Source organism: Acetobacterium wieringae, from assembly GCF_026646375.1.
Lineage (GTDB): Bacteria > Bacillota > Clostridia > Eubacteriales > Eubacteriaceae > Acetobacterium > Acetobacterium wieringae_A.
Map to the genome: position 1 here is coordinate 78,707 of NZ_JAIPPU010000015.1, position 21,787 is coordinate 100,493.

The 21,787-nt window shown below is 44.5% G+C and carries 17 protein-coding genes; 3 read left to right on the forward strand and 14 right to left on the reverse strand.

The genetic code is table 11. The features are described 5' to 3' along the window. Positions 1-98 precede the first annotated feature (98 nt). A complete protein-coding gene (locus Q7P33_RS13715) occupies positions 99-236 on the reverse strand; it encodes a hypothetical protein (RefSeq protein WP_303871162.1) in 138 nt (45 codons plus the stop codon). A gap of 148 nt (positions 237-384) precedes the next feature. Further along, complete coding sequence (locus Q7P33_RS13720) at positions 385-2,505, reverse strand: hypothetical protein (RefSeq protein ID WP_303871164.1); 2,121 nt, start codon at positions 2,503-2,505, stop codon at positions 385-387. 656 nt (positions 2,506-3,161) lie between these two features. Here Q7P33_RS13720 and Q7P33_RS13725 point away from each other — a divergent pair. Then, on the forward strand, positions 3,162-3,578 hold the full coding sequence (locus Q7P33_RS13725; RefSeq protein ID WP_303871166.1) for an RNHCP domain-containing protein: 417 nt from the start codon (positions 3,162-3,164) through the stop codon (positions 3,576-3,578). Beyond that, a complete protein-coding gene (gene rsgA, locus Q7P33_RS13730) occupies positions 3,565-4,623 on the forward strand; it encodes a ribosome small subunit-dependent GTPase A (protein ID WP_303871167.1) in 1,059 nt (352 codons plus the stop codon). Before Q7P33_RS13725 ends, rsgA begins: the two co-directional genes overlap by 14 nt. 179 nt (positions 4,624-4,802) lie before the next feature. Here rsgA and Q7P33_RS13735 read toward each other — a convergent pair whose 3' ends face one another. From Q7P33_RS13735 to Q7P33_RS13775, 9 genes are all read right to left on the reverse strand, one after another. After that, positions 4,803-6,767 (reverse strand): oleate hydratase, encoded by a 1,965-nt coding sequence (locus tag Q7P33_RS13735; RefSeq protein WP_303871168.1) that lies wholly within the window; start codon positions 6,765-6,767, stop codon positions 4,803-4,805. 139 nt (positions 6,768-6,906) lie between these two features. Further along, a complete protein-coding gene (locus Q7P33_RS13740) occupies positions 6,907-7,473 on the reverse strand; it encodes a TetR/AcrR family transcriptional regulator (protein ID WP_303871169.1) in 567 nt (188 codons plus the stop codon). A gap of 258 nt (positions 7,474-7,731) precedes the next feature. Next, the gene (locus Q7P33_RS13745) at positions 7,732-8,454 is read right to left on the reverse strand and encodes an ABC transporter ATP-binding protein (protein WP_303871170.1); all 723 of its coding nucleotides are present in this window, start codon (positions 8,452-8,454) and stop codon (positions 7,732-7,734) included. Positions 8,455-8,464: 10 nt separating this feature from the next. Beyond that, positions 8,465-10,795 (reverse strand): FtsX-like permease family protein, encoded by a 2,331-nt coding sequence (locus Q7P33_RS13750; protein WP_303871171.1) that lies wholly within the window; start codon positions 10,793-10,795, stop codon positions 8,465-8,467. A 177-nt stretch (positions 10,796-10,972) separates the two neighbouring features. After that, the gene (locus Q7P33_RS13755) at positions 10,973-11,587 is read right to left on the reverse strand and encodes a class I SAM-dependent methyltransferase (RefSeq protein WP_303871173.1); all 615 of its coding nucleotides are present in this window, start codon (positions 11,585-11,587) and stop codon (positions 10,973-10,975) included. Positions 11,588-11,666: 79 nt separating this feature from the next. Continuing rightward, on the reverse strand, positions 11,667-12,410 hold the full coding sequence (locus tag Q7P33_RS13760; RefSeq protein ID WP_303871175.1) for an AAA family ATPase: 744 nt from the start codon (positions 12,408-12,410) through the stop codon (positions 11,667-11,669). Between the two features lie 30 nt (positions 12,411-12,440). Then, positions 12,441-13,904: a YdiU family protein gene (locus tag Q7P33_RS13765; protein WP_303871176.1), complete on the reverse strand. Its 1,464-nt coding sequence runs from the start codon at positions 13,902-13,904 to the stop codon at positions 12,441-12,443. Positions 13,905-14,094: 190 nt separating this feature from the next. Beyond that, positions 14,095-15,408 (reverse strand): sodium:proton antiporter, encoded by a 1,314-nt coding sequence (locus tag Q7P33_RS13770; protein WP_303871178.1) that lies wholly within the window; start codon positions 15,406-15,408, stop codon positions 14,095-14,097. A 120-nt stretch (positions 15,409-15,528) separates the two neighbouring features. Further along, positions 15,529-18,039: a LuxR C-terminal-related transcriptional regulator gene (locus Q7P33_RS13775; RefSeq protein ID WP_303871180.1), complete on the reverse strand. Its 2,511-nt coding sequence runs from the start codon at positions 18,037-18,039 to the stop codon at positions 15,529-15,531. Between the two features lie 382 nt (positions 18,040-18,421). Between Q7P33_RS13775 and Q7P33_RS13780 the strand changes: the two genes are divergently transcribed. Next, a complete protein-coding gene (locus Q7P33_RS13780; protein WP_303871181.1) occupies positions 18,422-18,703 on the forward strand; it encodes a hypothetical protein in 282 nt (93 codons plus the stop codon). A 205-nt stretch (positions 18,704-18,908) separates the two neighbouring features. Here Q7P33_RS13780 and Q7P33_RS13785 read toward each other — a convergent pair whose 3' ends face one another. The 3 genes from Q7P33_RS13785 to Q7P33_RS13795 form a co-directional block, all read right to left on the reverse strand. Continuing rightward, a complete protein-coding gene (locus tag Q7P33_RS13785; RefSeq protein ID WP_303871183.1) occupies positions 18,909-19,373 on the reverse strand; it encodes a DUF4825 domain-containing protein in 465 nt (154 codons plus the stop codon). A 207-nt stretch (positions 19,374-19,580) separates the two neighbouring features. Then, positions 19,581-20,546: a DUF3658 domain-containing protein gene (locus Q7P33_RS13790; protein ID WP_303871185.1), complete on the reverse strand. Its 966-nt coding sequence runs from the start codon at positions 20,544-20,546 to the stop codon at positions 19,581-19,583. Positions 20,547-20,821: 275 nt separating this feature from the next. Next, the gene (locus Q7P33_RS13795) at positions 20,822-21,706 is read right to left on the reverse strand and encodes a DMT family transporter (protein ID WP_303871187.1); all 885 of its coding nucleotides are present in this window, start codon (positions 21,704-21,706) and stop codon (positions 20,822-20,824) included. Positions 21,707-21,787: the final 81 nt, after the last annotated feature.

Below are 21,787 nucleotides of genomic sequence, written 5' to 3' on the forward strand. Positions count from 1 at the left end.
ACAGTTTCTGATCAGCTTTATCCATTCTCTCTACGCTATTGCTTTATCACCCAACAATCAATCCTGATGTTTACGCATTTTATTGCGTTGCAATTCGGTCAGCGTTGATCATTGGTTTTTAATGACCAGATCGCCAACAATAACGCCAGCCCGAGAAAGCCGGCTAGCACGAACAAACTTAAGCGCCACTTTCTCCTGAATTTTTTTGTTAATCCCTTCGCTTCAATTAAATTCATGGTTTTCTCCTTATTATTAATTGTTTATTCAATGTTGAGTATATCGGTATTTTTTCTCCCTTAATATACAGAAATCGGGACATGGTTTTTCAAGTAACCTTGAATCCATGTCCCGTTCTTTATTGATCGCTCTTCATTTTAACGTCGATCAGGCTGCTGTGTCATAAAAAGCAGCGCTACCAGTGTCAAAGGCCGTGCCTTTTTCCACGATTACAATTTCAATCCCTTCCAGTCGGTATCCGTATCCGGCCGTACCGGACTCTGCGCCATTTGACGCCCAGCCCAACCAGCCCAGATTCTCAACCTGAACCCGGTAATAGACATCATATTCATCAGCTTGTGTCCCGGTTAACTCGATTTTAATGGCTTCCAGTCTTAAACTCTGGCCTTCCGTTCCAGACACTGCTCCATCCGCAACATAATCCTGCCAACCAATATTCTGGACATGGGTGGCATATTCAATCCCCAGCCCGTCAATCCCGCTTTCAATGGTAATACCTTCCAGTCTCAAACTCTGGCCGACGGTTCCTGACAGAGCGCCGTCAGATACTGCATTTTGCCAGCCGACATTCTGGACATGGGTGGCATAATTAACATTCCCGGTCGCCTCCAAATCGCCATCATAGGCTACACCGTTAATATACAAGGTATAACCATTTGTGTCCAGACCGCTTGCATCGCCGTCAAATTCGGTGATGTATGAATCCCCTGTGAGCTTCCAGGTACTGCCCTTTTCCACGGTCACCTTCAGGGTTGCAGCAGTGGTTTTATCACTGTTAATTGAACCCGTGAACGTCGAACTATCCTGAAGGGTCAAATCCAAGGTGGAGATGGCATCCACAACGATATCCCCGGTGAGCGTCTGCTTTGATGCGGTCAAGCTGCATTTCCCACCGTTTGAACCAGCCGTTCCCCAACCCCGGCTGCCATCATTTCCGGCAACGGTTAAGAGATTACTGTTTTCCGCCAGAGTCAGATCAACATTGCTTAGTGTGATTTGGGATTCCGTATTGGTGACGTAGAACATATCACCACTATTGGCTGTCAGTGAGCCATCGGTCATCTCAAAGCTGCTGTTTCCAACTTCGGCATCCCCGGACATACTCTGATACAGCATCACGTTATGGATGTTATCTGCATCGGAGCTCCCGGTGGAGCCGGTCATATTTCCGCTGACGATACAATTGTTCAATGTAACTGAGTTTAGCCCCTCCACCACAATGGCTTCGGATGTTTCAGCATTCAAGGTGGCGTCATTGACAGTGATATCCGCTGTGCTGTAGACGGCCGGAGCGCCGGTGCTGCCGCTGGTAGTGTAGGTACCGCCATCAACAACCATGGTTCCGCCCCCACGGTCACTTCGGATCGCCGCTTTAACGGTTGAATTAACAGTCAGGTTGCTGGCATAAAGATTACCTCCGCCAGCTACTTCGATGCCGCCGGCATTTCCACCGGTGACATTAATGGTGGTATCTTTAATATTAATGGTGGCCCCGTTATAGGCAAAAACCCCATTTGCTCCTTCGGCCGTTGCGGTCACACTGCCTCCGGTAATATTCAGGATTGCATTGTCGAGGGCCAGAATGGCAGCATTGAGGCCGTAGAAGCTGCTGGCATCACTGCTTGAAGCGGTGCCAGCAGTTTTTTCAACGCTCACCCCATTCAGATTGGCGGTGATGGCTCCTTCAGCCCGCAGGGCATTTTCATCATCGTTGGTTGAACTGTAGGTACCGCCACTTAAGGTTTCACCATCAGCCAGCAGGTATGCCCCGGCGCCGGTAGAAACCGTGGAACCGCCGCCACCCCCAGGAGCCGCCCCGGGAGCTCCCGAGCCTGACAGAATTTCAATGGCAGCAATGGTATCAGTGCCAGTGGTATAGGTGATTTTAAGCACCGCTCCCACCACAATGTCAGCCTCCGTGGCATCTGTGCTTGTAGCTAATGTTTCGGCCGCTGTAGCAGAGCTACTGGTGGTGCCTGCTTCTGGCGGCTGTCCCGGTGACGACTTCGTCATTGCAATATCATCCGTCAGAGTGAAAGTTGCGCTTTCACCGGTCAGGGTCAGCATTTCTGGCATTGTACCCGGCGTTTCTCCCGGTGTTCCCGAATTCTGATTCAGTGTCCCGATGGCGATGGTTACTTCTTTTCCATCCACCTTCGTTACCTTGCCATAAACAACATCATCTGAAGCGGCACTGACCGGAAAGGCCGTTAATGCCAGACAGGCCGTCACGATTAAACTGGTTAATAAACACTTTGACTTCTTCATTTTTATCTCCTTTATCGATGAATGAATTGTCTCTTTAGCATTTATTGTAATCAGCCAACGTGATGATCAGGTGATTAATCTGTCAAAAATACGTGATTTTTCGTAAAGCCATTTCATGTTTAATGACACCGTCTATATCAGCAGCACCAATGACGATTGGCACGTGGAGATTATCACTCAAAACAGCGATATCGTCAAGGATCTGACCACCACACTAGCGAGGATTTAAAGGTGCCACCACTTACTAAAAACTACGAAAAAGGCTTGATCCTTGCGCAGTGCGATGCAACGATCAGGCCCTTTTTCTTGATGACCGGGTAATCGGCGCCAAGTCCCTTTGCATAAGAAAACCAACCTTCTTAGTTCAACAGATTCAGCCAAGTTCCAGAAAAAACTTGAAACTAACGGTTAAAAGCATTAGAATAAAAATGTACAAACAATGAGATAAACAGCTTTTGATCAGCACCTTGTAAAAAATTCACTCTGACAAATACTCTGTTTATCATCCTGTTTATTTGCATTTATCGTCAGATTGAAAGGAGTTTTTATGTTAAAACAAAATAAAGCAGAGAGTGTGGCAGACCGGGAGGTTTGCAAAATCTAATCTCTGCAAAACCTCCCGTATCGTATCCAACATACTTTCAGGAGGAAAAATAATGAAATATTCAAATAGAGAAAAAAACGTTTATCAGCATCAACCCTGTCAGGAGAGCTTCTTCTGCCAAAATTGTGGCCGTGTCGTTTCATTTACCGGTGCCGGAACCAAACACCGTAATCATTGTCCCCATTGCCTATTCAGCCTTCACGTTGATGTATTACCTGGCGACCGCTCCGCCAATTGCAGTGGTTTGATGGAACCGATTGGCGTCTGGATTCGCAAGAATCAGGAATGGGCGATTATTCATCGCTGCCGCCGTTGTGGGCAGCTTAGCTCCAATCGGATTGCCGCCGATGACAACCCCCTTAAGCTGATGTCCATCGCCGTCGCCCCTTTGGCCAGCCCACCCTTCCCACTCGAAAAAATGACCCAGGCTCTAAACGATACCACTGGTGACAACAATGAACAGGATTGATCTGAGCACATACGGTTTAAGCCCTTCATTGGGTTTGGAAGCCTCTCACTATCCGGAACTTTTTGTCGCCCGCATTCTTTCCCAGTCCAAGGGAATCTACCGGGTTATTTCCGAACAGGGCGAGTTTTTCGCTGAATTGTCGGGCCGGCTGCGCTACGAAACGATTGAGGCCGCCAATTTTCCGGCTGTTGGCGATTTTGTGATGCTTGATCGTCCCACCGGAGAACAGGGCAATGGCATTATTCACCATCTGCTGACCCGCAAAAGCGTCTTTATCCGCAAAGCGGCCGGTTCATCCAGTCAGGCACAGGTGATCGCGGCTAATATCGATTCCGTCTTTATCTGCATGTCCGTCAACAACGATTTTAATCTGCGTCGGCTGGAGCGCTATTTAAGTCTGGTCTGGGAAAGCGGCGCAACCCCGGTAGTCGTGCTGACCAAAATCGACTTGACTGAGGATCTGCTGGCCAAATGCCGGGCGGCAGCAGCAATCGCCATCGGCGTTGATATCCTTGGTATTTCAACCCTGCAAAATGAAGGCTTTTGGGATCTCATAGCCTATTTGTCTGCAGGTCAGACCGTGGCTCTGCTCGGCTCATCCGGAGTTGGAAAATCAACCCTGATCAATTGGCTAAGTGGCGCCCCACTCTTTGATACCCAGATGATCCGAAATGATGACCGGGGCCGTCATACCACTACACGACGAGAATTGATCCGTCTAGCCGATGGTGGCATGCTGATCGATACCCCTGGCATGCGTGAAATTGGCATGCTTGATGTTAACACCGGCTTTGATCGAACGTTTCGTGATGTGGAAGCTCACCTCGATTCCTGCCGCTTTCGCAACTGTACGCACACAAACGAGCCCGGCTGCGGAATCGCAACTGCCATTAAAGCAGGACAGTTATCTGCCCAACGCTGGCAGGCTTATCAGAAGCTGACTGGCGAAAACGACTATTTCCAAAACAAAGCAGCCTTCTTAAAAAAGAAGAAGGAAAAATTTTATCAGATCGCCCGGATAAACCGAAACAATAAAAAACAGTGATCGCATCAAGAATTAAACCACCACGCTGGCGGCGGATTTTGACGATGTCACAGCATACTAAAAATTACGATAAAGGCCTGATCCTTGCGCATTGCGACGCAACGATCAGGCCCTTTTTCTTGGAGACCGGGTAGTTCTTTAATTTAAATCATATTTCAGCGTTTCTTTCTTGCCGGAGCTTAAAGCATCTCGTCTTTTAGAATATCATGGTCTCTTAATACTTTTTCAATCACGGTTCCCTTGGTAAAATGAATGATTGGTTTTTTTAATAACTCCAGAGGCCCCGGCAATTTAATTTCCAATGGTGATTTTCCATCCATCAGTTTAACACTGCTGTCAAGCAGCTCTCTGATATCATAGACACTCCCCCAAACTTCCGGAACACCTCGATCAACGCCAAGCAGGCCATAGACCGATTCCATTGCGGTTCTTACCGAATACTCGGTTGTAAAAACGGTATCTCTGGGGGTTTCGGCAAACTGACCCAGAAAAGCAAAATTAACACAGCCTTCCGGAATGACATCGGGTCGATCCCCTTTGGTTCGTGGCATGAAAAAGGCGGTAATATAAGGCATCATGGTTGGTACACAAATGGCACTATTTTCAGCCAGTTCATCAATTTGATTGACTGGCACACCCAAATGATACAACCATTCTTTAGTAATTTCTTTGCCGGTACACTCTTTCATTGGTTTTTTTACGTAATCTCCCGGTACATCTGAGAATAGACCATAGACCCATACACACACTTTGTTTTTATCCTGATCTTTAAACTGCCCCTGTCTGTTAATGGTCCAGCTGAGCAGCCATGACGAATCCATACAGCTGACAATCCCACCGGTTACGACTTTGCCGCTTTTCGGATCGCGCTTACAGATATTTGTGAGATATGGCATTATTTTATCGTCTAATGTTGTGATCGTTGCGGATTCCCAATTTGTTTTGTTGATATCCGAGCAGAATTTTTCCGGATGTCCAAATGCCGGATCCTGCTGGGCGATGTTTTTCCACAAGCTCCAGCTGCCACTGGTTCTCACTTCGGCATCCCCGTTTGGCGCATGATTCTGATCCCCATAAATGGTGCCCTCGGTACAGCTTCCGTTTGTCACAAAAACCAGATCATTTTCTGTCAGCACCAGCCCTTTCTCTATCCCATTTACGTTATATTCAATGGCCTTGGCGACCTTTTTATTTTCAGCGATCTCAAAGATGACATTGGTTACCTCGGTATTAAATTCAAATTTAACGCCGGCTGCTTCCAGATATTTCTGCATCGGTAGAATCAATGATTCGTACTGGTTATATTTCGTAAATTTCAAGGCGCTAAAATCGGGCAATCCGGCAATGTGATGAATAAAACGTTGAAAATACAGTTTCATCTCCAGCGCACTGTGCCAGTTCTCAAAGGCAAACATCGTTCGCCAGTAAAGCCAAAACGTCGAATCGAACACCTCTTCATCAAAGACATCCTCAATGGTTTTGTCATATAAATCTTCATCCTTTGTCATGAAGAGTTTCATGATTTCCATGCAGCCCTTCTGACTTAAGTTGAATTTCCCGTCTGTATGTGCATCGACGCCCTGGTTTCTGGTGGCACGGCACAACGAATAATTGGGATCTTCTTTGTTTAGCCAATAAAATTCATCCAACACTGAGGCCCCCGGTGTTTCAAGCGACGGAATACTGCGAAACAAGTCCCACAGACACTCGAAATGGTTTTCCATTTCCCGGCCTCCCCGCATTACATAGCCTCTGGTCGGATCTTCAATGCCATCACAAGCCCCGCCGGCGATGTCCATTGCCTCCAGAATATGAATGTGCGAGCCCGGCATTTGTCCATCCCGAACAAGAAAGCAGGCCGTTGCCAATGCTGCTAAGCCACTGCCGACAATGTAGGCGTTCTTTTCATCGACACCTTCCGGTTTTCGGGGTGTTGCAAACGCTTCGTAGTTACCATTGGTATAATAGATCCCCTTGCTGTTTTTTTCATCTTTACCACGTTCGGTGTTCCGGTAACTGGATTCATAGGGAATTTGCTTTTTCTCATTATTTTTTTTCAGCTTGTTTTTTACCACCATTGCAGTTGCGCCAGCGCCTGCCACTGCCACTGTTGCCAATCCGACTTTCACTTTTTTATTTGCCATTAAATCATCCTGCCTTTCATCATGCGTTAACGCTAACGAATTTTTTCTTAATGGTACAGCTTTTTTAACGATTTAGCAATTTACAAAACAGGCCGAATGATAAAAAACTCATCATTCGGCCTGTTTTGATAAAAAATACTCATTCGTGACGTTTGGCTGCAAAATTCTTTATTGAATTGGCGATATTACCACTAAGGGTTGTGCTCATTTTGTCAACAATGGCATTCGGATCCTCGTTCATGCCCTTTTTAATCCAATCCAGCATCATTCCCACAAAACCGTATTTGTAAAACTCGGCGATAAAATTCATCTCTGCCTCAGTAATTGCCGTATCCTGGGCCTGTTCTTTAACCACCCCTTCCAGAAGTCCATAGGTCAACTGATATAAATAATTTTCTATCTGCTCTCTGCTCACCGAACGATAAACATTTAAAATAAAGGGTTTGTTCTCTAAAACTGCTTCAAACAGCTGCAGCAGACCTTCTTGCCAGGTATGATATGTTTTTTTTCCCTGCAAGGCCCTTTTGCCGTCTTCTTCACAACTCCATTCCACTAAATCATAGATGTCTTTGAAATGATAGTAGAATGCCATTCTGCTAATTCCGCAATCCGTTGCCAGATCACTAATTGTAATCTTATCAAACGGTTTTATGAGTAATAGTTTCTTTAACGACACTTCCAAATCTGCTTTTGTAGAATTTGACATAATCGGCCCTTTCTGTTCTGTAATTTTTTAAACCGTTATTTGTTTATGTGTTTTTTTATCGATCCATCTAAAAACCACACATTATCATTTTGTTTGCTCCCATCATATTCGTTTGACAACTCTTAAATTGATTTTTTATAACACGTCTACTCATGGGCCTCAGTATCGTTTTTTGTTACCTTATAAATCAAAAGTGGCTTAGACGCAGATCTCGAACTTTCCCTTTGTCAAACCCAGAAACAGCAGACCCTGCATCCACTACGCGTGCACCGCTTTAAGCCAATTATCGAGTTCCAACGCCGAATCGCCACCTTTTCTAAGCTCCTTACTGGCCGCAATCTGACCATCCCGTATGTAAAGGACTCTTTTGGCTTTTGCTGCGACTCTGGGGTCGTGGGTCACGATCATGATGGTCGTACCTTCACTGTTCAGTTCTGCCAGTATCCCCAAAACCTGCTCTGTCGCCTCCGAATTCAAGGCCCCCGTCGGTTCATCCAGAAAAAGAATGTCCGGATTGTTAATCATCGCCCGGCAAATCGATGCGCGCTGTAGCTGCCCACCGGAAACTTCGTTAACATCACGATTTTCAATTCCGCCAAGCTCCATCCGCCTCATTAGTTCCGTTGCCCGTTTTCTGATTTTCTCAGGCAACTCTTTTTTGGCGACAAGTCCCGGCAGGATAATATTATCATATATCGTCAGATTTTTCAGCATTTGAGCATTCTGAAAAACAAAACCCATCTTCGTCAGTCTGAAGCTGGCCAATTCCTTTTCTGATAATTCACTGATATTTATCCCTTCAAAGATTACCTGACCCGCACTGATTTTGTCCATTCCACTGACGCTGTAAAGCAGTGTTGACTTTCCTGAACCAGAAGGCCCCATCACGGCCGTAAAATCACCATTTTCGATTCCAAACGAGACGTCGTTCAATACTTTTGTGTCCTTAAAGGACTTATTGATCCCTTCAATTTTAATCATTTTCGGCTCCTTATTCCATTATTTGATCTCTGATGTGATAGCTTCTAACCGTACTGGTTCCCATTATTACAGTCATTACCACGACCCCTAATTGCACGGCTGGACAAAGCAGATAAGCCCAGACCGGCGCTACCAGCAGTTTTATTTTAGCAACCCCGACAGTAGCAAGCATGCCTGCAAAAATAGCTTCCCCCAGGGTATTGGCCAGCAGCGTTCCGGCTATAATCGCGACGAACTGAATGACCAGAAGCCTGATTCCCAACTGGATTCGAATATCCCGGGTGGAAAATCCGATCGCTTTTTTAACGGCAATGGCGCTGTGTTCCCTGGCCATCATCAGTTGAAGAAACATGACCGTAATCAAAATGGTCAGCATTAAGGAAATCATCACCGCGATCCCTTGCACCCGATTCATATTTGAAATAACGCTACTGAGGGTCTGGAAAACAAACTCATCGCACGGAGTAATCTTACTGTTTAGTAATACCGTTCGCATTTGGGCAACTTTATTATCGATGTCGATGCCCTCCCGAAGATCGAGATAGAACATATATCCTTCGATATCCTTACTATCAAAGTCGATGGCTGCTTTGGCGGTTTTTCCGCCATAGGTAATATCCTGATAAATACCACAGACGTTAAAGACGTGTTCTTTTCCCTGATAAATTATTGTTATCGAGTCGCCGACTTTTTTACCCAGATCAACCGCATTCAGATATGAAAGCGCCAGATCATTTTTTTCCATGGGGGCCTTCCCTTCCAGGTATTCTAATGGAAAAATCGCATTATCGCCGTTCTGCACCCGTAAGTACTCCCATTCACCCTCGACATTTTGGGACTGTACATACCCATTCTGGTAGACTGCGTATCGATCAATATCCGGATCATTATCCAGATAAGTCAGCACCGCCTCATTTTGTTGTGTCAACTTATCGCTGTATTGAATGTCAATCCGGACATCACTCTTGCCAATGCCCATATACGTTAGAAAGACCGGATTATTAATGGTATTATTCATGTTCATGGGGAGCAGAATCAAAAAGGAGGAAAAAACAAATATCAAGAGTATTACCACATACTCTTTCCACTTGCATTTTAGCTCCCCTAAAGCCATTAAAAGGTTCCCGACCGGTATCCCATTTAAAGGAAGCCTGTAATGACCTTCTTTTTTTATTTTCTCTTCCCCTCGGATTAATTCCATCACGGTCCGCTTCAAATGCTTCTTAATAATCCGATGGCACCGACAGACAACAAAAATGCTGAGCAAAACGACGCCTACCAACGGAAATATCCATTGCATCCACTGACTGCTGCCATCACCGCAATAGCGAATGACCGTTGCCGAAAAAAAATCGCCAAAAGGAATCGCCGCCAAATAACCGATCACCCCGGCAATCAGAACCAGAATGGTATATTTGATTTGGTAGAGTTTTATTATATCTTTTCCGGGAATTCCAATTGCCTTCATTTCTCCAATTGAATGGTTTTCTTCTGCCAAGGTCGCCCGGATAATATAAGAGAGACATAATACCGACATGGTGATCAATAAAATACTGATCACCATAATGACCAATGCAACCAACCCATAAGAAAAAGCATTAATCATCTTGAAAATCGCTGCGGTAACGGCCACACCGTTAGACGGCAGGCCGGCTGTCAGGTAGGCATTTTCCAGCACCGTTGTCGATACATCTTCTGCTAAAAGAAATTCAAAACAATATTCCCATTCACCCATATGAAGCGCCACTTCCTGCTGATCGTTGGGACTGATCAAAAATCGTTTTGAGTAAGAAAGCGATGAATTCATCGTCGCATCACGGATAATCGTCGCGACCTTGAATTCCTTTTGATACGCTCCGTTTTTCAATACCATGGTGTCGCCTGCTTTTATGTTTAAACCTTCGGCATAGTAAACCGGCACGCCGATTTCTCCGTCTTTTACAATAGCAATCTCATTATTTTGATCAAGCAGATAGTCAAAGTTTTTATTCTGAGCAACAAAGCCATTGTCCATCAGACACTTTTCCAGCGATTCGCCGTTGCAGATAATTTGGGCATTCTTTACATCCAGCATCGTGACAACCAGGGCATCCTCCAGATAATCTTGCTGGGCGACAAAGTCTGCAAATGCCTGTTCATCATAGTCGCCCTTGTGCATCTGCACATATTCAGGCGGCACGGCCATCTTATTCAAACCATTTAACGACGACAGCATGATTCCGGTAACCCTCAGTCCGCCGGCCATAAAAACAGCTGAAAGAATCAGAAATACGGCCAGAGCCGTTGTGATAACCCGGTTTCTTTTAAAATCCTTACGGACAAGATTCAGCAAAAGTTTCATATTCAACCTTTCATATTGTCATTCACCTATCGACTCTCGGTCGGTAGGTGTCTAAAAAAATAACCGACTCTCGGTCGATATTGAAATATTACCTTCTCTCGCTAAAAATGTCAAGCTACTTTTCATGATTTCAGAAATTTGTATTCCGGAAGTGAAATGCGCTTGCCCTCCTTACAGTCACAATAAACGGCGTTTTTCGCCTGCCATAATGAGTTGTGTGCCTCGTTTCGTTCCTGTAACCTTTATAAAGCCATTTTTTTGAAAGAAATCGGTCAGCTCTTTTGGGCTGTAGCACTTGACATCACCCATTTTTAAAAAAGGCAAGATCAGATTCTCAAGCTGCCTCAGAACAGGCGGCAGACAAGGATCGGCAATTATCAGACGACCACCCGGTTTTAAAATCCGATCGGCTTCTGCCATAAATGCTGCTGGCTGCGTGAAATGATGAAAGGCACAACAAACCGTAACCAGATCAAACTGGTTATCCTCAAAGGGCGTTGTCTCGGCCGAACCAACCAGAAAACCCATTCCCGGATTTGCCGCCCTCGCTGTTTTAATCATCTCTTCCGATACATCAATCCCATAAGCTTTAATCCTGGCTTTCTGGGCCAGCATCTGTAATAGACGACCATTTCCACACGCCACATCCAAAATTGTATCACCGTTTTTTAGCTCCACCTGCTCTTTGATCAACAGATTGTATGAAAGGGTAAAGCGGCCTTCTGGCGTATCCTCATATGTTTTTGCCTTCTGATTATAGCTCTGTCTTGATTCTGCGGTCTTTTTATCCATCGGTTACTCCTTACTGCTAAAACTTGGTCACTACACCGTTGACGATTGTTACTTTGGCAGGGATCACCCCCAAAATACGCTACTCAGACAATAAATAATGCAGCATTTTTTCCGGATTTTCAAGAAATCGCCGGGTTAACTGATAGTGTTCGGTCTCCCGGTAATCCACTGAATGAATGCCCGTTTCGGATAGCTGATAGATTTCTGCCCCCGGATAAGCCATCAGAATGGGCGAATGCGTGGCAATGATAAACTGTGAATGCTGCTGTACCAGCGTGTGGATATGAACCAGTAAGGTCATCAATCGACTGGGCGAAAGCGCAGCTTCAGGCTCATCCAACAGATATATTCCGTTACCACTGAAGCGGTTTGCTACCAGAGCGAGAAAGCTCTCCCCATGAGATTGGCTGTGAAGCGACCGATCACCATAGGCCGTTTTTTCTTGATTTCGGAATTCCGCTTCATAAACCTCGTCCAGATAACTGGCTGCATTGTAAAAGCTTTCAGCTCTTAAAAAGAAACCATCCTTGGGATAAGCATTCCGCGATATGGTCAGATGATGATACAAATCAGAATGCGTCGCACTGGTTGAAAAGCTGAAATTGCGGGTGCCACCCTCAGCGTTAAAGCCAAAGGCCACTGCGATTGCTTCCAGTAGCGTTGATTTTCCGGTACCATTTTCGCCGACTAAAAAAGTCACCGGCTTGGGGAAGCATAGTTCCTTCATTTGTCGCAGATGCTGCACCACCATCAGATGATTAAGATAAGAATCTTCCGCTACTTGCGAACTGAGTCGCACACTGCCAATAAAATTTCGTTTCAACTGTTACTCCTTTAAACCCGCATTCTGACCTCACGTCCCGCAATAGGTCTTATAGGGATGATTCGATGGTTCCGGTGGGGTCATAAACTCCGGATTAAGCGAATTGTAATCGTATGGTGCTTGCAGAACTGCCAATAACCGCTGCAACGGCTTAAAATCATCCTGCTCGTTAGCCGCCTGCAACGCTTTTTCAACCTGATGATTTCTGGGGATGACCACTGGATTTGCTTGTTTCATTATTATCTTGATGTCCTGATCTGTCTGCTCCTGTTTTTCCAGACGGGCTTTCCAGCGATCCCGCCAAACATTAAAGGCATCACTTTCATATAATTCAGACGACTGAGTTCGGTCAAGGGTTAAATCAACAAAGGTATTGGTATAATCGGCTTGGTACTGCTTCATTAATCCCAATAAGTCGGCGATCAACCGCTCATCTTGCGGCTCTTCATTGACAATACCGAGCTTTAAGCGCATTCCCTGGAGCCAGTCTTCCTGATACAATGACGGATAGTTTTGCAGCGCGGCTTCGACTAATTTAAGCACCTGTTCCTGATTGTCATTAACTAACGGAATCAGGGTTTCGGCCAAACGGGCCAAGTTCCATAAGCCAATATTAGGTTGATTCCGATAGGCATACCGTCCCTGCAGATCAATGGAACTGAATACCGTGGTCGGATCATAGTGATCCATAAAAGCGCAGGGCCCATAATCGATGGTTTCGCCGCTAATGGTTACATTATCCGTGTTCATAACCCCGTGAATAAAGCCGACCTGCTGCCATTTGGCAATCAGCGCCGCCTGTGCTTTGATGACTGCATCCAGTAAACCCAGATATCGGTTTGGTTCCGATAAAAGCCAGGGGAAATGACGGCTAATGGTATAATCGGCCAGAGCTTTAACATCGGCAGTGGTTCCCCACTGCGCGGCGTATTCAAAGGTTCCGACCCGGATATGACTGGCCGCCACCCGGGTTAAAACGGCCCCTTTGAGAATGTTTTCGCGATACACCGGTTGGCCGGTTGTCACGACCGCCAAACTGCGGGACGTCGGTATGCCCAGATAATGCATCGCTTCACTAATCAGATATTCCCGAAGCATCGGGCCCAGCGCCGCTTTGCCATCGCCACTGCGGGAATAGGGGGTTTTGCCAGAACCCTTCAGTTGAATATCAAAACGCTCACCCGCTGGTGTGATCTGTTCGCCAATCAGCATCGCCCGGCCATCACCAAGCATCGTGAAATAGCCAAACTGATGACCGGCATAGGCCTGAGCGATCGGTTTGGCCTTTGCCGGTAAGGCCTGACCAGCTAAAATGTTGATCCCGTCCTGCTCCATCAGGGCAGCGGCATTCAGACCAAGGTTTTCTGCTAAACGCTGATTTAAAACAACCAGTTTTGGCGCACTGACCGCTTCTATTTCAAGCGGGGTGTAGAATAACTTAGGTAGTTCTGCATACGTATTTTCCAAATTCCAACCGCTGTCATTCTTTTCCATCGTAATAACATTCCTTTCGATTCTCTCACAACCCAATCGACCTGAACCAATTTGGCAGATCTGATTTTGGATTAAGGCGTTTACAGCCTCTTCACAATTCCTGGCGCATAATCAACAGAGCAAAATGCTGGCCAATCTTTGCCTATCGCTAATAAAATTATTGCAGCTTTTAAGCGCTTCTGTGATGATTTTAATTTTTATGAACCGATTGTTGCAGTTTATTATAGACTTTTCCGACCGTCAGTCCCTGAAATACAGTCGTGAAAAAGACAATACCATAGGTTGCCACCACAAAGATATCGTAGACATCTGTTGCAAGCGAACCTTCGGTTCCCATAACCAGAGCCAGACAAAGGCCGCCTTTTAGTCCCGCCCAGGAAAAAAAGATTGTGAAGTTCTTTTTTGATAAACCAAGTGGCACTTCCTTTGTTAATACCACATTCCCTGCCACTGAAACAATCCGGGCGATTGAATTAATCAGGATGGCTCCAATAATGACGACAAAGATGGGCATCCTCGAAATATCTTCCAGCGAAATGACTGCGAAGAACAATAGCCCAACCATCAGAAAAAGAATCCCATTTAACAGATTATCAATAACGCCCCAGAAGTCATAAAACATATCATGCAGTTTGCGGGTCGTTTCATCCATTCCTTTGCGTTCAAGATCGGCAATGACAGTTGCATAATAAAGACCGCAGATAACAGCTGCAATCGGGCCGGAAAAATCCAGGTATTCACAAATCAGATAGGCCATCATCACAGTTAAAATGCTGGTGAAAATTTTGATGTATGTATTTTTGGTGTGCTTAAAAATCTGAAACATCAGTGCACCAATCACCAGACCAATGATAATGGCACCGGCAATATCTGTAACCAGTCCGCCAATAAAACTGCCCAAGGTAACTGAAGCCAGTGTTTCCTCCTGAATCGTCAGCAGGGTGGCAAAAACGGCCACCGCGATCCCGTCATTAAACAATGACTCCCCTTCAAGAATCAGTGCCAAACGATGGGGCAGCCCCACATTGCCAAGAATTGACATTGCCGAAATCGGATCGGACGGTGCCACAATGGAACCCAAAATCAGTGATTCAAGGAAACTTAAATTAAAATGAAATAAAAGGCCCAATCCATAAAAAAGAACACCATAAACAATGATCGCAATCAGCGTTCCCAGAATTGCCATTCTGCCAATCAGACCCTTATCCTCATTAAAATCATTGAACTTGATGCTTGACGCCCCGGAAAAAAGCATAAAACACAAGATCCCGTGAATCAGAAAATCATTGAAATCAAATTGATTGATCAGTCTTAAAAATTCTTCCGGAATCAATGTAATATTAACCGCTTGAAGCATAATCAGTATCAGACAAAATCCAAAGCCGAAAACAACCAGACCAATTTCATACGGAAGCTTGACTGTTTTTTCATTGATAAAACTAAACAGCACCACCAGAAAAAGTGTCATTGTAAATAGAATCAGTAATTCACTAAAATTATACATTCTCTTTATGCTCCTGTTAAACTTATTTTAACCTTTATGTGATTGAAATAATTGCCGTTTCTGCATCGTTTTATGCTTACCTTACCACAGCTTTTGTCTTTTATCAATCGAATGCATCAATCAAATGTCGGCTTTTTTCGGAATGCTAATCGCTCCTTTAGCATGACGCAGCAGCCCGTTTCGCTCTGCTGTTTTAATAGCCGCATGTTTACCTCTTACCTCCAGCTTTTTGTAAACATTCTGAAGATGTGTTTTGACGGTTCCAGAAGAAATAAAAAGTCGCTCAGCTATTTCTTCCCGCTTGCATCCTTCTGCTGCCAATGACAGCACCTCCTGTTCCCGTTCCGTCAGCTCCACTCTCAGAATCGATTGGGTTTTCAAATTGCAGAGATACGCTTCACTTTCATCCGATATTTTTTGGATGAACGGATTTTCCGGCTCCTTTTTGCGAAGCGCCGCTAAAATTGGCAGCAAATTTTCGGCATTCTCCAAAAACGGCAGTATGATTCCATCCATTTCCGCGTTTACCAGCGTTTGTTTAAGAACCTGTTGCCCGACATCCACGCCCTCAAGCTTAAAGCTTGCAATGGCCTTAAAAATACCATTGTGAATCAGACCAAGCTGATTATGATAAATGGAAAAGTACTCGACAAAGGTTTCCGCGAGCATTTCAAGCTTTATAAAATCGCCTGCCGCCACAACCGCCTTGCCATAAACCAGATAATTAAAAGCAATTCCCTGATAAAAAAGTTCACCCTCATTCATATCCCCGATCTGCAGCCAATACGGAATTTTTGTTGGTTGACCCAGAATGGCATAAAGATAGCCTTTGCACAGATCGAGTGTGGTGTTGTAGATCGGATTATTGCGGGCCAGGATTTTTTCTTCGAGTTGGTAATAGCATTCGAGCGCTTCCTGTATTTCTCCGTTTCTCAGTTTCAGGCGAATCTGGACAAATTTAGCACAAAGAATCACGCTATATTGATCTTTGGTTGCGGCCTTAAAAAACGCTTTTTCACTGTTAAGTGCTGCTTTTTCCCAATCTCCTGTTTCCAGGGCGTATTCAGCCAGCGCCAGATACTCGGAGCCAGTTCCACACCCATCGGCATATTTGGGGTAAACCGGAAATTTAGAAACAATCAGTTCAGTTGTGTATTTCAGTTTTCCCGAGTCCCTGAAATACATATAAAGCAGATGAGGGGAACCAAACGTAAACTCATTTTCCCGGTGCATGATGTAGGACTGTTCACCATCAAGCAAATGGATAATCCGGTCATTGATGACGGTGGATTCTTCTATATAATTAAACACCGTAAATTTCCGGATAATACTGATTTCTGCCAGTATTCGGTTCCGGTATTTGGTGTCTTCAAGGACTTGATAATATGCTTCCAATTCATCCAACCGCTGACAGGCCATTATCGCTCTTTGCTCATTCCCTCGCAGCAGGTCGACCATAATATACTGCAGATAGGCGATGGGATACTGATAAAGCAGACCGTGCGGCAGTGCTTCAAACATATTGCTCGAGCCTTCAAACTCACCCAGTTCATTACGGATGTTTTGAGGCCTATTCAGGTGTTCCAGAATCCTCACAGTTTCACCAGCCTGATATAAAAACCGGTAACCTGTCTGAAATTCCAGCTGTCCCAAAAACCATTCTCCCAAACTTTGATAAAGCTGTTTTCGGCGTATTTCCTGAAAATCCTGCTTTTTCCTCAAAAAATCCAAGAGCACCGCGTGGATGACATATTGCTTACGCGATTCATCATAAGCGATAAACGAATTCTCACGAACAAGCTTTCTTAACGTGATCTCAGCCTTATTAAAACCAGTCACAAACCTAGCCTGCTCCCCGGAAAAGCCGTCCATAATGGATAGCTCAACCAGAAATTGTTGAATAGTTGGTTCATAATCGCTAAAAAGCGTCTGTTCAATCAGATCCTCAATAGTTAAACTAAAACCAATTGGCATCCCTCTTTCCAGACCTAAAAGCAGCATATAGGTCAGGGTAATCCAGCCGCCCCCGTAACTGCAGATCTTTTCCAGATCATCCGATAAAATATCTGCACTCAGCAATCGGCAGTAGTCCCCAATCTCGGCCGGGGAGAATTTCAAAAATTCCCGGGTAATATGACGACACAGTCCTTTGGCCACCAGCTCGGAACAATTAAAATGGACGGTATTTCGGGTGATCAACAGCAGATGCAGGTTTTCAATCTGTTCATAGACAATCAGCTCAATCAAGCGGTTCAGGCGTTCACTGTTAACCCAATGATAGTCATCCAAAACCACGATCCGCTTTTGATTGCAGGTAAATTGGGAAATCACTGCAACGATCTGCTCCATCTGAGTGGCATTGGCCGGAAAGCCCAGCTGTAAAAGGGCCGCTCCGGTTTTTTCATCCACCTTTGAAACTTCCCGGGCCAGTTTTTCCCAATCATTTTCAGACAGTTCCGATTCCCGGTGAAACGTCATCCAGACAGGCAGGACTTTTTCAGTTTCCAAAAACAGGCGCACCGCTGTCGTCTTCCCGTAACCCATCGGCGCTTCTACAATGGTCAGGGGATAATCGTACACATCTTTAAGTAATTGATTCAATCGTTGGCGTTTTAATAATTTTAGCTTCACTGGTATCTCTCTCAACATCAAAGTTTGTTGAACCCATTATAACTTAATTGTTAAGTGCTGTTAAGTTTTTTGCGGAGATATATAATGACTGCTGTATTAAAACGCTTTAAGGGTTAGAAAAATACGCGATTGCAAAACAAAAAACAGCCGGTGATGACTGTTTTGTTTTACCCAAAATTACTACTTACTCCAGCCATTTGAAAGATCATAGGTGTACCACCCGGCAGTGTCTTTATAAACAGTCTTAAACGCTTCACCAAACGATCCAAATGCGTCCTTTACATTTGCGACGCTAACCCTTATACTCTACATATGCTCGTTTGACCGGCTCCTGGAAAAGCAAACCAGATGGCGTCATCACATTAATCATTGAGAGGTAGACATGTTTCGACTATGGTGCAAAATCATAACCAAAAATAAAATTCAAGACGACAAAGTTGTTGAACTTGATAACAACACCCTGGAGGTAGATGAGAAAATCCACTCCGCTTTAGAAATCTTCTGCCATGACTTTGATCTGGAAAAACCAATGTGGTTTGAAAAAAATACAAAAGAACTGGGTCAGATTTCCAAAACATCGTTTCGTAAAGACCAGTTCATCGAATCTGTTTGGTTTGATTATTTAGAGATCGTACTGATTGACGATGGTAAAAAGAAAGCCTAACGACGCCAAATCGACACGCCCTCCACGGTTATTAAAGTAATCCAGAATTTAAGCGATCAGGATAGTCGCATCACGGTATTACTCAGTTTATACATGGTTAGCTATCCACGTATCCCCCCACTTCGATGACTTAATAAGATAGGGGCAAATCTATCAGCCACAGCAGTCAGTTTATGGCGTGCATAAATAATCGGATTTTAGCGCCTTATTTATTTGTAAGTTCTTCGATGATGGATTTTAGTTTATCCTTAGATTCACCAAGGGTTTTAACATTCTCATCGATCAACGCCGACGCTTCTTCGGTCGACATTTTGAACTGCTCATCACCATTATTAACTTCAACATAATCCAGATTCTTAATTAAACCCAGCAGCTGTATCGCCGATGGCACAAAATCACTTTCATTAAAAGATCCGTCCTTTTCAGCAATATTGATGATCAGCCCATAAGGTTCCTGACTGGTTTCCAGTTGGATGGTGTAATCTTTTATTTTTCCCAAGCCCGTCTTTTCGATTAATGCATAAACGGCGGCATTGTCTCCCACAAACTCAACTTTTGCGGCATAGAGATCGTCCGCAGTTTGTTTAACTTCCTGCGATAATTGACTACATCCAGTCGCACCAAAAAGCAATACTATCATACACATTAAAAAAACAACTACTCGTTTCATTGGTTTCTCCCTGTTCATTCCTAATCGGTTACCAGCGCATTTCCACTGGTTCGCCCCATTGATTGATTTTTTTGATCTTCTTTTCTAAATTAACTATAGTGTTTGTCATCACCCATTTAAAAACCATCAGAATCAGGTTCTGGAATGATCATCCGAAACATCCCTGCAAAGTCTAATGAACCTCGTCTCATACTCCTGGGAGTATCATCAGTGAGTAAGCTTTTTCAATACGCGATGATAAAGCGGCATATCTTTGTCACCCCCAGTCACCATTTCCAGCTCTCTGTCTCTGATCATTTCTTCGATGCGTAATGCAACCCATGAATCACAAATTCCAAGTTGGTATTTCCCCAGCACATGTCCGACAATCATCGCTTCATGAAATTTTTCGTCTTCCGCTTCTATTTCGCAACGAATAAAATCATCATAGAGTTTTTCTGACATACTAACCAACTGGCCATTAAGTACGGCTCGCAAAGGCGCGTTCTCTGCTTGAAGCGCCTGCCAGTGCGATGCACAACATTGAATAAATACAGATGATACCGTCTTTTGAAAAGCAAAATACTGATACCATTCTTCTGGAGCCACTTCAGCCCAACTATTTTTCTGCACGATATTTCCATTCCCGTCAGATTCCCATTCGGGGAGTTTTACAATAACCACTTGTCCATCGTTTACGTTCCACTGATTAAACTGACTCATAAACCAGTAAAGTCCACACATATCATCGGGCTGATTGCTATACCAGACCCGGAAAGTTTCTCCCGTTTCCGCACACTCACGAATTGTCTGCAAATCTTCAATTGCCTTATTAAATATTTCGCTCGCAACCTGATGCTCTTGGCCATCTAAATAAACACTAAATAAGTGTTCCAATACCTGTTTTCGCTTGACACCGGGCCGATTTTCGGAAATATCTCCGATGCTCAGCAGCAAATTAAATCCATAGATGTCTGATGTTTTTCCATCCAAGGGCGTCGCATTTTCCCACTCCATGCGTGCCTTTTCCTCTTCTTCCTTCCTGGCCGTTTCAATTTCATCTTTACTTGGCTTACTTCCATCAGTATGACTGACAATAATGCTCATACACCCAACCGGATATTTTCCTTCGCCAAAATGTTGCGCTATTTTAAGGCTTCCACACGCACTATCACTGAATAGGATATCTATCATAACCGTTAACCTCCAAATCTCTTGTCTGCCTATCGGCAAGACCATATAACCACCTTGAGTCCGGAACAGTTCAAATTATTCAAATTTGAGTAATCCTAACACTTGACTGAATCTGTTCATCCGGCTCAGATCATTGTGATCAATGCAAAGAGCTGCTATTTTTCAAATGCGATTATTTTACCACAATTTTCCTTCACAATTCTTCAACCGAACCGTCCTCCACCCCAAAAATCAATTCATCCCAGATGGCAAAGCATCTCCGTGTTAATCCTGTATCATTGTTTGATGGAAGCTTTCAAGCGCTCCCCATAATTAAACAGAAAAACGCCCGCTAAAATAATTATCCCACCAATCACTGTCGCCTGCTCAGGGATTTCACCGGCAATTAAAAAACCCAATATGCTGGTCAGAAAAGGGGTTAAAAACATATAGTTACTGACCTGCGAGGTCTTACGGGCCAAGGATAGTGCCTTTGTCCAGGCTACATAGGCAATGGCACTGGAAAATACTCCCAAAATAAGGACATAGACCCACTGTAGCGGTGGTGCATTGATTGCCTGGTGGATTGACCCCGGCAGAAAAACCGCCAGCAAAATCGTTCCTCCCCAAATACTGTAAGTCGCCGTTTCGAGGGGCGCATACGATTTAGTGAGCTTCCGCTGCAACAGATTGTAAAAACTCAAAACCAGTGCAGCCCCAAAAAGCCATAAAACCCCAATGTTTATTGATAGCGCACCATCAATCAGCGTTAAAAATGCCACCCCCAAAAATTCCAGACCAATCGCCAACCATTGCCGCCATGTCAGCTTTTCATGATAAAGAATGCGGGCCAATAACGCCGTAAAAACTGGTGCGGTGGCAATGATAATACTACCGGTGGCTGCCGAAACCATCTGCTGACCCTGATTAAAAAAGATCATATAGAGAAAAAATCCCAACGCCCCGGACAAGAGAAACATCGGCCAATCACCTTTTGCAGGCATTTTCATCTTTACCACAACAGCCACACCCAATAAAATCAGTGATGCGATCAGGTAACGCAAAAATCCCAGACTATAAACCGAAAAATAAGTTAAAGCCAGCCGGGTCAGCACATAAGCCAGTGACCAGCAAACAATTGTGATTAGCGCATAGAGATGATATTTTTCCTTTAATCGCATCGATTCCTCCCTTTTAGGTGTCCTGATATCACAGTGATCGGTCCGGGGGATGTTGTCATTCCCCTTACTCTCCCGCTTTTT